The organism is Microbacterium sp. (assembly GCF_039812165.1).
Taxonomy (GTDB): domain Bacteria; phylum Actinomycetota; class Actinomycetes; order Actinomycetales; family Microbacteriaceae; genus Microbacterium.
In genome coordinates this window covers 1-12,496 of sequence record NZ_JBDIAB010000072.1, presented here as the reverse complement: position 1 = coordinate 12,496, position 12,496 = coordinate 1, and the positions used below count along the sequence as shown (strand labels likewise).

At 71.6% G+C, this 12,496-nt stretch carries 12 protein-coding genes; 7 read left to right on the top strand and 5 right to left on the bottom strand.

The features are described 5' to 3' along the window. The first annotated feature begins 144 nt into the window (after positions 1-144). A complete protein-coding gene (locus WML84_RS07820) occupies positions 145-2,121 on the top strand; it encodes a M13-type metalloendopeptidase (RefSeq protein WP_347345584.1) in 1,977 nt (658 codons plus the stop codon). Between the two features lie 358 nt (positions 2,122-2,479). Here the strand turns inward: WML84_RS07820 and WML84_RS07815 are convergent, their stop codons facing one another. Both WML84_RS07815 and WML84_RS07810 read right to left on the bottom strand, forming a co-directional pair. Beyond that, positions 2,480-2,893 carry a type II toxin-antitoxin system VapC family toxin gene (locus WML84_RS07815; RefSeq protein ID WP_347345583.1) on the bottom strand — a complete coding sequence of 138 codons (414 nt, stop codon included), beginning with the start codon at positions 2,891-2,893 and terminating at the stop codon, positions 2,480-2,482. Further along, on the bottom strand, positions 2,890-3,150 hold the full coding sequence (locus WML84_RS07810; protein ID WP_347345582.1) for an AbrB/MazE/SpoVT family DNA-binding domain-containing protein: 261 nt from the start codon (positions 3,148-3,150) through the stop codon (positions 2,890-2,892). The genes WML84_RS07815 and WML84_RS07810 overlap by 4 nt, the downstream gene beginning before the upstream one ends. 172 nt (positions 3,151-3,322) lie before the next feature. Here WML84_RS07810 and WML84_RS07805 point away from each other — a divergent pair, with 172 nt between their 5' ends. Beyond that, positions 3,323-4,651 carry a DUF222 domain-containing protein gene (locus WML84_RS07805; RefSeq protein WP_347345581.1) on the top strand — a complete coding sequence of 443 codons (1,329 nt, stop codon included), beginning with the start codon at positions 3,323-3,325 and terminating at the stop codon, positions 4,649-4,651. 217 nt (positions 4,652-4,868) lie between these two features. On the opposite strand, the gene purU is transcribed toward WML84_RS07805, so the two are convergent. From purU to WML84_RS07790, 3 genes are read right to left on the bottom strand one after another with little or no spacing between them, the layout of a single operon-like run. Then, on the bottom strand, positions 4,869-5,747 hold the full coding sequence (gene purU, locus WML84_RS07800) for a formyltetrahydrofolate deformylase (RefSeq protein ID WP_347345580.1): 879 nt from the start codon (positions 5,745-5,747) through the stop codon (positions 4,869-4,871). A 49-nt stretch (positions 5,748-5,796) separates the two neighbouring features. After that, positions 5,797-7,191 carry an MFS transporter gene (locus WML84_RS07795; RefSeq protein WP_347345585.1) on the bottom strand — a complete coding sequence of 465 codons (1,395 nt, stop codon included), beginning with the start codon at positions 7,189-7,191 and terminating at the stop codon, positions 5,797-5,799. Between the two features lie 43 nt (positions 7,192-7,234). After that, positions 7,235-8,425, bottom strand: coding sequence for a cation:proton antiporter (locus tag WML84_RS07790; RefSeq protein ID WP_347345579.1), 1,191 nt, complete (start codon positions 8,423-8,425; stop codon positions 7,235-7,237). A 74-nt stretch (positions 8,426-8,499) separates the two neighbouring features. On the opposite strand from WML84_RS07790, the gene WML84_RS07785 reads away from it, so the two are divergent. The 5 genes from WML84_RS07785 to WML84_RS07765 form a co-directional block, all read left to right on the top strand. Beyond that, positions 8,500-9,213: a GNAT family N-acetyltransferase gene (locus tag WML84_RS07785; protein WP_347345578.1), complete on the top strand. Its 714-nt coding sequence runs from the start codon at positions 8,500-8,502 to the stop codon at positions 9,211-9,213. Between the two features lie 66 nt (positions 9,214-9,279). Further along, the gene (locus WML84_RS07780; protein ID WP_347345577.1) at positions 9,280-9,420 is read left to right on the top strand and encodes a hypothetical protein; all 141 of its coding nucleotides are present in this window, start codon (positions 9,280-9,282) and stop codon (positions 9,418-9,420) included. 36 nt (positions 9,421-9,456) lie between these two features. Then, complete coding sequence (gene menC / locus WML84_RS07775; RefSeq protein ID WP_347345576.1) at positions 9,457-10,590, top strand: o-succinylbenzoate synthase; 1,134 nt, start codon at positions 9,457-9,459, stop codon at positions 10,588-10,590. Positions 10,591-10,729: 139 nt separating this feature from the next. Further along, entirely contained in the window at positions 10,730-11,620 is an 891-nt protein-coding gene (locus WML84_RS07770; protein WP_347345575.1) for a hypothetical protein, read from the top strand. 50 nt (positions 11,621-11,670) lie between these two features. Beyond that, the coding region (locus WML84_RS07765; protein WP_347345574.1) for an aldo/keto reductase at positions 11,671-12,496 on the top strand (826 nt) is incomplete at its 3' end.

Below are 12,496 nucleotides of genomic sequence, written 5' to 3'. Positions count from 1 at the left end.
GCTTCGGTCGCTGGCGGCCGCACGGGGCACCGGCCGCTGACCGGGGGACGCTGACCACCGCACCGGGCGCCGCGTCGCACACCCGCCACGCACCGCACGGCGAGATCGAGGCCGCGTCGGCGGTGCCCGCCTATTGTGGAACGCATGACCGACGCCCTCCGTTCCGGTATCGACCTCGACGAGCTCAGCCCCGGCATCCGCCCCCAGGACGACCTCTTCCGCCACGTCAACGGCGCGTGGATCGACCGTACCGAGATCCCCGACGACAAGGCGCGCTGGGGATCGTTCCACCTCATCGCCGAGCAGGCCGAGAAGGACGTCCACGCGATCGTGGAGGAGTCGCAGTCCGCCGAGCCGGGCACGCAGGCGCGCAAGATCGGCGACCTGTACGCGAGCTTCATGGACACCGACCGCATCGAGTCGCTCGGCGCGACACCCATCGCGGAGCAGCTCGCGCGGGTGGACGGGGTCGACGGCATCCCGAGCCTGCTGCGCACCGTCGGCGAGCTCGAGCGCGAGGGCGTCGGCGGCATGATCGCCAGCTACATCGAGCCCGACCCGGGCGACCCGCAGCGCTACGTCGTGTTCGCGCTGCAGGGCGGCCTGTCGCTCCCCGACGAGAGCTACTACCGGCTCGACAACTTCGACGCGACGCGCACCGCGTTCCGCGCGTTCGTGCAGCGGATGCTGGCGCTCGCCGGCGTCGCCGACGCCGACGCGCAGGCCGACCGCGTCATGGCGCTCGAGACCGAGCTGGCCGGCCACCACTGGGACAACGTGCGCAGCCGCGACGCCGTCGCCACGTACAACCTCATGTCGTGGGCCGACGTGAACGCGCTCGTCGGCGTCGACCTCGACCCGTTGGTCGAGGGCATGGCGCCGGGCCATCGCGAGGGCTTCGCCGAGATCAACGTCAACCAGCCCAGCTTCCTGACGGGGCTCGGGAGCCTGCTGACCGAGGAGCGCCTCGACGACTGGAAGGCGTGGTTGCGGTTCCACGTCGTCCGTTCCGCGGCGCCGTTCCTGTCGCGCGCGTTCGTCGACGAGAACTTCGCGTTCTACGGCACCGAGCTGACCGGCGTGCCGGTCAACCGTGAGCGGTGGAAGCGCGGCGTGAGCTTCGTCGAGGCCGCGATGGGTGAGGCGGTCGGTCAGGTCTACGTCGAGCGGCACTTCCCGCCGCAGGCGAAGGAGGCGATGGACGACCTCGTCGCCGACCTCATCGAGGCCTACCGCGAGTCGATCTCGCAGCTCGAGTGGATGACCGAGGCCACGCGTGCCCGCGCCCTGGAGAAGCTGGCGGCGTTCACGCCGAAGATCGGCTACCCGGTCAGGTTCAAGGACTACTCGGCGCTCGAGGTCGACGCGACCGATCTGATCGGCAACGTGCGGCGCACGAACGCGTGGGAGCACGACCGGCAGCTCGCCAAGCTGGGCGGTCCCATCGACCGCGACGAGTGGTACATGACGCCGCAGACCGTCAACGCGTACTACAACCCGCTCATGAACGAGATCGTGTTCCCCGCGGCGATCCTGCAGTACCCGTTCTTCGATCCCGAGCGCGACGCCGCGGCCAACTACGGAGGCATCGGCGCGGTCATCGGCCACGAGATCGGGCATGGCTTCGACGACCAGGGCAGCGCCTTCGACGGCACCGGGGCGCTCAACGACTGGTGGACCGACGACGACCGCGCCGCCTTCGAGCAGCGCACCGCCGCGCTCATCGAGCAGTACAGCGCGCTCACCCCGCGGGGGTTGAGCGAGGAGCACAAGGTCAACGGCGCCCTCACCATCGGCGAGAACATCGGCGACCTCGGGGGCCTCGGCATCGCCCTGAAGGCCTACCGTCTGCACCTGGCCCGCGGCGGCGAGCCGGTCGACGGTCCCGAGATCGACGGGTACACCGGCATCCAGCGGCTGCTCCTGAGCTGGGGACAGATCTGGCAGCAGAAGGGGCGGGATGCCGAGACCATCCGCCTGCTCACGATCGACCCGCACTCGCCGAACGAGTTCCGCTGCAACCAGATCGTGCGCAACGTCGACGCGTTCTACGACGCGTTCGGCGTGACCGAGGGCGACGAGCTGTGGCTCGACGCCGACCAGCGCGTCACCATCTGGTAGCCGGGCGGGCTGGCGGCGGATCGCTTCGCGCTGCGGTGCGACGGTGGTCGCTTCGCCCGCTGCGGGCGTGACGGTGATCGCTTCGCGCGCTGCGGGCGCGACGGTGATCGCTTCGCCCGCTGCGGTCGTGGGCTGCCGCGGCTTGCGGCGGCGGGGTGGTGCCGTTTCGCGTGCTGCTGCGCCGTGTCGCGGTGGCCGCGCCGCTGTGCCGTGCCGGGGTGGCCGTGCCGCGGCGGCCGTCGCATCCTTGACCCCACGGCCCGGGCGGTCACGCCAAGAGGCCCAGGCCGTCACGCCAAGAGACCCAGGCCGTCACGCCAGGAGGCGCCAGGCGGTCACGCCAGGAGGCGCCAGGCGGTCACGCCAGGAGGCGCCAGCCGATCCGTTCGGAAGCGCGCCGGTCGAACGTGACCGTCTCATCGACGCCGAACAGCTCCATCGTGCCCTCGATGAGCGCGTCCGCGAAGTCGGCGCCCTCCTCGGCGAGCGTGAGGGCGCGCACGACGCTCTCGCCGTCGTCGAACTCCAGCACCTCGGTCTCGACCAGCCGGCGGATCACCGTCAGACAGTCGTCACGCGGTATGCGCGCCGCGCGTGAGAGCACCCAGTAGGTCTCCGCGAGCGTCACCTGCGTGATGAAACCCCGTCGCTCATCGGTGAGGGAGCGGAAGAACTCAGCTGCGCGGGTTGACTGCTCCGGGTCGTCCTGGAGGACCGCGCGAAGGACGATGTTCGTGTCGATGCCGATGAGGCGCTCGCCGAAGCCGATCATCGCATTCCGCGCAGACCGCTCGCTGCACCGCCCTCGGCGATCGCCTCGTTGATCTCCTCGGTCGTCATGGGTGCGGCATCCGGGTCATACAGCATCCCGATGAAGTCCTCGACGCTTCCCGTGCGAGGGACGATGCGGTACTGGCCGTTGCGGAGTCGGACGAACATGACCCTCGATCCTGCCGTGAGCCGGAGGTCGTCGCGAACATCCTTGGGGACGGTGATCTGACCCTTGCTGGTCATCGTGGCGATCGACATGGCGAGTTCCTTTCCATATCTATTCTGCCTTGATCTTCGCATCATGTAAGGAGAAGCCTCGGTGATCGTCGATGTGATCGAGCGGCGCGGGCAAAGGGTGGCGATCGGTTCATAGAAAAAATGTACTACATAAGACTTGGCAAAGCTAGTAAATATGTTCTAGACTTGAGGCATGACCACTCCACTGTCCGGCGTCGCCGAGGCCCTCGCGACGCTCGTCGACGCGGGTGGTGATCGGGTGGCGGACTCGTTGACTCCCGCGCAGCTCGTGGCGGTGAGTGAGGCGTTCGGGGTGTTGAAGCGGAGGGTGGATGCGGCGTTGGTGCCGGTGGCGGCGGAGCTGGCCCGGCGGTCGCGGGTGGAGCTGGGGCGGGAGTCGCTGGCTCGCCGGCGGGGGTTCCGGTCTGCGGAGTCGATGATCTCGACCGCGACCGGGGTGCCGGTGGGGGAGGCGAAGCGGCTGGTGCAGGTCGGTGAGGCGACCGCCCCGCGGGTCTCCCTGAGCGGGGAGGCGCTGCCGGAGCCGCATCCGCATGTCGCCGACGGTGTGCGCCGTGGGGTGATCGGTGTGGCGGCGGCGTCGGCGATCGTGTCGCTGCTGGATCGGGTGGCGCCGCGGGCGGATGCCGCTGCGGTGGACGAGATGGAGGCTCGGTTGGCGCAGGCGGCGCCGGGGTTGCGCCCGGATGAGCTGGGCAAGCTGTTGGCGCGGGCGGAGGCGAGCCTGGACCCGGGCGGGGTAGAACGGAAGCTGTCGGAGATCCGCGCCGACAGGTCGTTGACGATCAGTGAGCGGGGCGGGGTTCTGCACGTGCATCTGGTGACGGATGCGATGTCCGGGGCTCCGCTGAAGGCGGCGGTCGAGGGTGCGGTGACGGCGGTGTTCCGTCGCAATGAGCACGCCGCCGACGCGGAGGCCGACCAGCGGAGTGTGCGGCAGATCCAGGCGGACGCGGTGATCGAGTTCTGCCGGCACGCGCTCGGCTGCACGCAGGTGCCCACCCTGCCCACGACCACGGTGGTGGTGCGGATGGACCTCGATGCCCTCCGCTCCGGGGTCGGGACGGCGATCATCGACAGCATCGACCAGCCCGTGCCGGCCGGGGCGGTGCGGCGGATGGCGGCGGACCTGCAGGTGGTGCCGGTGGTGCTCGGCGGGGACTCCGAGGTCCTCGACCTCGGGCGGGCGAAGCGCCTGTTCAGCCCGGCGCAGAAGCTCGCGCTCGCGGAACGCGACGGCGGATGTGTGGGGTGCGGTGCCCCACCGGACCGGTGCATCGCCCACCACCTGACCTGGTGGTGCCACGGCGGGAGAACCGATCTGTCCAACGGGGTGCTGCTGTGCGTCGCATGTCACCACCGGCTGCACGACGACGGGTGGGACATCCGCGTCGACGGACCCGGCGTACACGCGAAGGTGTGGCTGATCCCGCCGCCGTGGATCGACCCCGACCGCATCCCACGCCTGGCCGGCCGACACCGCTACGACCTCGTCACCTGAGATGCGCCCGACGGCATGGGCCGGACCGCGCTGGCAGCACCATGCCAGCCCGTGCCGACCGCACCATGCCGGCCAGTGCCGGGCTGGGCGGTGCCTCGGCGGGCGTCGCGCGGGTCGGCATCCACGGCCGACGCCGTCCAGGAGGGAGCGTGACAGGTGGGCGCTGTCCGTGCGGGACTGCGGCAGGCCGCGGCGCGTGGGTCTGTCGGGACCGGCTCTAGAAGATGATCGTGTGGTTGCCGTGGCGGATGACGCGATCCTCCGCGTGCCAGCGCACGGCGCGCGAGAGCACCTGACGCTCCACGTCGGCGCCGCGGCGGACGAGCTCGGCCACCGAGTCGGCGTGCGTCGCGCGCACGGTGTCCTGCTCGATGATCGGCCCCTCGTCGAGGTCGCCGGTGACGTAGTGCGAGGTCGCGCCGATGAGCTTGACGCCGCGCTCCTTCGCCTTCTTGTACGGGTCGGCGCCGATGAAGGCCGGCAGGAACGAGTGGTGGATGTTGATGACGGGCACCCCGAGCTTGTCGAGGAAGTCCTCGGAGAGGATCTGCATGTAGCGCGCGAGCACCACGAAGTCGACGTTCCCGACGAGGAGCTCGAGGATCCTCGCCTCAGACATCGACTTGTCAGGGCCGGGGACCGACGGCACGTGGAAGAACGGGATGCCGAACGACCGCACGTCCTCGGCAGACGTGGTGTGGTTCGACACCACCATCGGCACGGTCACCGGAAGCTCGCCGCGGCGATGCCGCCAGAGCAGGTCGAGGAGGCAGTGGTCCTGCTTCGAGGCGAGGATCGCCATGCGCTTGGGCACGGACTGGTCGGTGATCGTCCACTCCAGCTCGAACCCGTCGCGGAGCGTCTTCGCGACGTCCTGCTCGATGGCGGGAAGCGTGGCGGCGAGGTCGACGCGATGGAACACCACGCGCTGGAAGTACTCGCCCGTGTCGGGGTCGGCGTACTGGTCGAACGCCACGATGTTGCCGTCGTTGCGGGCGATGAGCGCCGAGACGGCGGCGATGATGCCCGGGCGGTCCTTGCCGTGCACGATGAGACACGCGTGATCGGGGAGGAGGTGGGGATTGTGCACGGCCATGCCTTCGATTCTGCCGTGCCGAGCCGCATGCCACGGCATCCGCTCCGGATCAGTGCGGCAGCGAGGGATGGGCCTCGGGCGCGGGCCGCTGCGGGATGAGGAGCGCGAGCGCGAGCGCCACGATCGCGGCGCCCCCGCCGAGCACGTAGGAGAGCTGGAACGCGGCCGCGGTCGGCACCTGCATGCCGTCCTGCGGCGTCGACAGGGTCGCGAGCACGGCGCCGATGACCGCCGCCGCGGTGCTCGTGCCGAGCGAGCGGCACAGCGCGTTCAGGCCGTTCGAGGCGCCCGTCTCGCTCTGCGGCACCGAGCGCATGATGAGCATCGGCATGGCCGCGTAGCCGAAGCCGATGCCGACCCCGACCAGGACGTTGGCGACGAACAGCTGCCACACCTCCTGCGAGAACAGCAGCGTGTAGCCGTATGCGGCGATCAGCGCGATCGCGCCGAAGGCGAGGAGGATCCGCGGGCCGAGTGTGCGCGAGAGGCGCCCGGCGACGGGCGAGAGGAGCATCATCATGAGCCCCGACGGGGCGACGATGAGGCTCGCCGCGAGGAGCGACAGGCCGAACCCCGCGGGCGCCGGCAGCTCGAGCACCTGCGGGTAGGCGACGTTCGACGTGAACAGCGCGAAGCCCATCGCGATCGACGCGACGTTCGTCAGCAGCACCGGGCGGCGCACCGCGACGCGCAGGTCGAGCAGGGGATCGGACGTGCGCAGCTCGAACCAGCCCCACGCCAGCAGCACGGCCACGCCCCCGATGCCGCTCCCGAGCACCGCGGGCGACGCCCAGCCCCACTCGTTGCCCCGCGAGATCGCGAGCAGGATGCCGGTGAGCCCCACCGTGAGCCCCGCAGCCCCCACGTAGTCGAAGCGGCCGGCCGTGCGCAGCACGCTCGGCGGCACGATGAGCAGCACCAGCGCGAACACCAGCACGCCGAGGCCGGCGGCGAGCCAGAACAGGGCGTGCCAGTCGCTGTACTGCGTGACGAGGGCGCTGAGCGGCATCCCGAGCGCGCCGCCCACGCCGAGCGTCGCGCTGATGAGGGCGATCGCCCCGTCGACGCGATCCTGGCGCAGCACGTCGCGCAGGATCGAGATGCCGAGCGGCACGACGCCGGTGACCGCACCCTGCAGGCCGCGCCCGACGACGAGGCCGACGATGTCGTGCGACAGCGCCGCGATGACCGACCCGGCGACGAGGACGGCCACGAGCACCAGCACGATGCGGCGCTTGCCGTACATGTCGCCGAGGCGGCCGGAGATCGGCGTGATGACCGCGGCGACGAGCAGCGTGATCGTCACGACCCACGCCGTGTCCTCGCGACTCGCATCCAGCAGTTCGGGCAGCTTCGCCTGGATCGGCACGACGAGCGTGTACATGAACGACGACGCGAGACCCGCGGTCGCGAGCACCGCGACGATCGCGCCCTGTGGCGGGATACGGGTGAGTCGTCGTCTCTCCCGATCCCCGGCACGCATCGTTTCAGGCTATCGCCTGACGCTCCTCCGGGAGCCGTCGCGGGGCGCGCGAGCGCAGACCCATGGCCACGAGCGGGAAGACGAGCACCGACAGCATCCCGATCCCGACCAGGAGCGCGGCCGTCTGGGTCGTGATCATGCCCTTGTCGACGCCGATCGCGGTGACGGCCACGATCACCGGCAGTCCGGTCGCGCCGAACAGCCCGATCGCCGCCCGGTCGCGCATCGTCGCGCCGGCCGGGGCCGCGAACATCGACGGGATGCCGCGCACCACCACGAGCACGATCAGGCCGACCGGCAGCAGGAGCAGCAGCAGCGGCTCGTCGAGCAGCGCGGTCAGGTCGAAGGTCACGCCCGCGTAGATGAAGAACACGGGGATGAGGAAGCCGAACGCGACCGCCTCGACCTTGCTCTCGACGGCGACGCGATCCTGCGGCGCGGCGTCGCGCATGAGCAGCCGCCACACGATGCCGGCGGTCATGGCGCCGAGCAGCATGTCGAGATCGAGCATGACGCTGAGGCTCACGAGCGCGGCGAGGACCAGGAACAGCACGCGGATCGCGAACTGGCTCGACGTGCGCAGGGTCGCGGTGACGAGCCCGTGCATCTGATGGTGCGGCATTCGCATCGCGAGGACGATCGCGACGACGGCCAGGACGACGAACGCGAGCAGCACGAGGGTCTCGACGCCCGGCTCGCGCCCGCCCAGGAAGACCGAGATCGCGAGGAGCGGCCCGAACTCGCCGACCGCTCCGATCGCGCCGACCACCCTGCCGAACGGCGTGCGCAGCTCGTCCGCGTCGCGGAGGATCGGCAGGATCGTGCCGAGCGCGGTGGAGCACAGGGCGATGCCCACGATGACGCCGGCCTCGCCGGGTGCGAGCAGCAGGCCCATGCCGATGCCGAGCGCGAGGCTCACGATCCAGCCGCCGATCGCGCGGATGCCGGTGCGGCCGCGGAGCTCGCCGAACTCGAGCTCGGAGCCGGCGACGAAGAAGAGCATCGCGACGCCGAAGTCGGACAGCCGGTCGACGAACGCCGACTGCTCGGCCCAGCCGAGCACGCTCGGACCGGCGACGATGCCGAGCACCAGCTCGAACACGACGAGCGGCACCGCGACGAACCTGCCCGCCGCGCGCACCAGGATCGGAGCCAGGACCGCCAGGAGCGGGATCACGATGAGGGCGGGCTCCACTCGCTCAGCGTAGTGAACCGCGGGCCGACGCGTGCGGCATCCCGCGGGGGGCGACGGCGAGTACCGTGAACGGTATGAGCGACACGTTCTCCCATGCGCCGGCCGGGATCGAGATCCGCCCGCTGGACACGGTCGAGGAGATCGCCGAGGCGTCACGGGTGCTCGCCGAGGTGTGGGGCAGCGCCGCGTCGGGGATGCCGGCCGATCTCCTGCGGGCACTGGCGCACTCCGGCAACTACGTGGTCGGCCTCTACGACGGCGAGCGGTTGATCGGGGCATCCGCCGGCTTCTTCGGGCCCCCGGCATCCCGCACGATGCATTCGCACATCACCGGCGTCCTGCCCGGCTACCAGGCCCGCGGGCTCGGTCGCGCGCTCAAGCAGCACCAGCGCGAGTGGGCGTTCGCGCGCGACGTCGGCCACATCACGTGGACGTTCGACCCGCTGATCGCCCGCAACGCGCACTTCAACCTGCTCATCCTCGGTGCGCGGGTCACGGACTATCTCGTCGACCACTACGGGCGGCTCGAGGACGACCTCAATCGCGGCGACGAGTCCGACCGGCTCATGGTCTCGTGGGCGCTCGCGGCCCCGCGGGCGAACAACCCGCTCGACGTCGTGGCATCGGTGCCGATCCCGCGCGACATCGAGACCATGCGCGTGGAGGCCCCCGAGGATGCCGCGGCGTGGCGCGTGCGCGTGCGCGACCGGTTCCTCGAGCTCCTGGCCGACGGTCTCGTGGTCGGCGGCTTCCGCGACGAGGCGGGCTACCTGTTCGTGCGCCCCTGACCCGGGTGTATCAGCGCCGCGGGGCGGCGCTCCTCTCCACAGAAGGCCACGGGGAGGGAGCCGGACATGAGCGCACGAATCGACACGCTGGCGCGGGCGCTCCACCTCGACCCCGAGCACCGCGCCGATCGCCTCGACCGCCGCGCGCGGCGTCACCGCCGCTCGACGTTCGTGCCGCCGCGCCCCGCGTTCGGCGAGCTGCGCTGAGCGCGGCCGGGGCCGGGCACGGCGTAGCCTGAGTCCATGCCCGTCACCGCTCCCGCGGCAGCCGTCACGCTCGAGAGCCTCGAGCTGCGCGTGCTGCACCTTCCGCTCGTCTCGCCCTTCACGACCTCGTTCGGCACCGAGACGGTGCGCGAGGTCATCGTCGTGCGCGCGCGCACCACCGACGGCGAGGGCTGGGGCGAGATCGTCACGCAGCATGAGCCGTACTACTCCAGCGAGTACACGCACGGGGCGTGGGACGTCGCGCAGCGCTTCCTCATGCCGGCCCTGCTCGAGGCGCGCACGTTCGCGCCCGAGGACGTCGCCGGCATCCTGGAGCCGGTCATCGGGCACCGCATGGTCAAGGGCGGGCTCGAGCTCGCGATCCTCGACGCGGCGCTCCGCGCGCAGGGACGCCCGCTCGGCGAGTACCTCGGCTCGGTGCGCGACCGCGTGCCGAGCGGGGTGTCGGTCGGCATCCAGCGCGATCCCGCGGCGATGGTGGACGCGGTCGGCACTTACCTCGACGAGGGCTACGTGCGCATCAAGATCAAGATCAAGCCCGGTCGCGACGTCGACGACACCGCCGCGGTCCGCGACGCGTTCGGCGCGATCCCGCTGCAGGTCGACGCGAACTCGGCGTACACGCTCGCCGACGCCGACACGCTCGCCGAGCTCGACCGGTTCGACCTGCTGCTCATCGAGCAGCCGCTGCAGGAGGACGACCTCGTCGACCACGCGACCCTCGCCCGGCGCCTCAAGACCCCGGTGTGCCTGGACGAGTCGATCGTCTCGCTGAAGGCCGCGCGCGACGCGCTGGCGCTCGGCTCGGCATCCGTCGTCAACATCAAGGCGGGACGCGTGGGCGGCTACCTCGAGGCCGTGCGCATCCACGACCTGTGCCGGGACGCCGGTGTGCCGGTCTGGTGCGGAGGCATGCTCGAGACCGGCATCGGCCGGGCCGCCAACGCCGCGCTCGCCGCGCTGCCGGGGTTCACGCTGCCGGGCGACATCTCCGCGTCGAGCAGGTTCTACACGCGCGACATCGTCACCGAGCCCGCCGTGATCGAGGACGGGCACGTGCGGGTGCCCACCGGTCCGGGCCTCGGCGTCGAGATCGACCCGCTCGCGCTCGACGACGCGACGGTGGAGCGCGTCGAGCTGCGGGCCTGATCGCGACATGTTCCCGCCGGATCGCCGCGCCGTCGCCGCGATCGGCGAGGCTCGGGGTGCCGGTGAACGCCGGGCGTCGGCGAGGGCGCGGATGCCGGTGGGAACGGGCCGGGCGAGGGGTGTCGCGTCGACGGTCGTCATGGCGCTCGCCGCGGCCGCGGTGATCGCGTGCGCGCCGTCCGGCGGGACGGGGACCCCCGAACGCGGGATGCCGCCCACCGGGGCGAGCGCGTCGGACGCCGCCGACGCGCTGCCGGAGGGTGTGACGGCGACGGTCGTTCAGCTGCGGTCGGACGTCGCCGACCGGCAGGCGCAGGTCAGGTTCGACAACCGCAGCGGCGACGACCTCGTGATCGCCTCGCTGGTCGTCGACGATCCGCGCTTCGCCGAGCCGATCTCCCGCGTGGGCGGGCGCGAGACCGTCGTCGGCCCGGGTCGGACGGTGGACGTCCGCGTGCAGCTGCCGGCCGTGGACTGCGCGGCGCCCGACGAGGCGACCCCCGTGCTCGACGTGCGGCTCCGGCACGGCGACGACGACCGGCACGCGCGCGTGCCGATCGGCGAGGCGTTCCCGGTCCTCGCGGCGTTGCACCGCGAGGAGTGCGTCGCCGAGCGTCTCGCCGAGGCGGCGACGGTCTCGCTGGGCGCCTTCACACCGGGGACGCCCGGTGAGCCCGCGGCGCTCGCGCTCGACATCGCGCCGCGCGGGGCCGGGCGCGCCGCCCGCGTCGACGGCATCCGCGAGACCAACCTGCTGACGTTCGCGGCGGCGCCGGGCGCCGCCGCACCGGTCCACTCGATCGGGATCGAGGTGACCGGCGACACCGCGGCGTCGACGAGCGTCGCGCTCCCGCTCGTGCCCGCCCGCTGCGACCCGCACGCGGTGCAGGAGGACAAGCGCGGCACGGTCTTCTGGCTCGAGGTCACCGTCGACGGTGAGGCAGGACGCGTGCCGCTCGCCGCCTCCGCCGAGCTGCGGGGCAGGCTCCTCGCGTGGGTCGCGGACTGGTGCGGGTACGGTACCCAGTAGGCCCGGCATCCGCTCGTGAGGCGCGCCCGGTCCCGAAAGTGAGGAATCCCATGCGATCCGTCCCCCTCGGCGGCAAGACCGCCCCCAACGTCGTGCTCGGACTCATGCGCATCGCCGAGCTGGACGACGACGCCATCCGCGAGCTCGTGCGCACGGCTCGCGACTCCGGCATCGACTTCTTCGACCACGCCGACATCTACGGCCCGGTGGAGCACGCGTGCGAGCGGCGGTTCGCCGAGGCCCTGCGGCTCACCCCGGCGGAGCGCGCCGAGATCACGATCCAGACCAAGACGGGCATCGTCCGCGGCATCCCGCACTTCGACTTCTCGTACGAGCACATCGTCTCGTCGGTGGAGGACTCGCTGCGTGCGCTCGACACCGACTACCTCGACATCCTGCTGCTGCACCGCCCCGACGCGCTCGTCGAGCCCGAGGAGGTCGCCCGCGCGTTCGACGAGCTCGAGGCCGCAGGCAAGGTGCGCGCGTTCGGCGTCTCGAACCACACGCCGTCGCAGATCGAGCTGCTGAAGACCGCGGTCCGCCAGCCGATCGTCGCGAACCAGGTGCAGCTGTCGATCGCGCACGCGCCGCTGGTGGCCCAGGGCGTCGCCGCCAACATGCAGGGGCTGGCGCAGTCCGCCGTGCTCGACGGCGGCGGGCTGGTCGACTACGCGCGCATCAACGGCATCACGCTGCAGGCCTGGTCGCCGATGCAGGCGCCGGGCTGGAAGCTGTTCCTCGGATCGCCCGACTATCCCGAGCTGAACGCCGAGATCGACCGCCTCGCCGAGGCCTACGGCGTGGAGCCGATCGCGATCGCGACGGCGTGGATCACGCGGCATCCGGCCGGCATGCAGGTCGTGCTCGGCACCACGA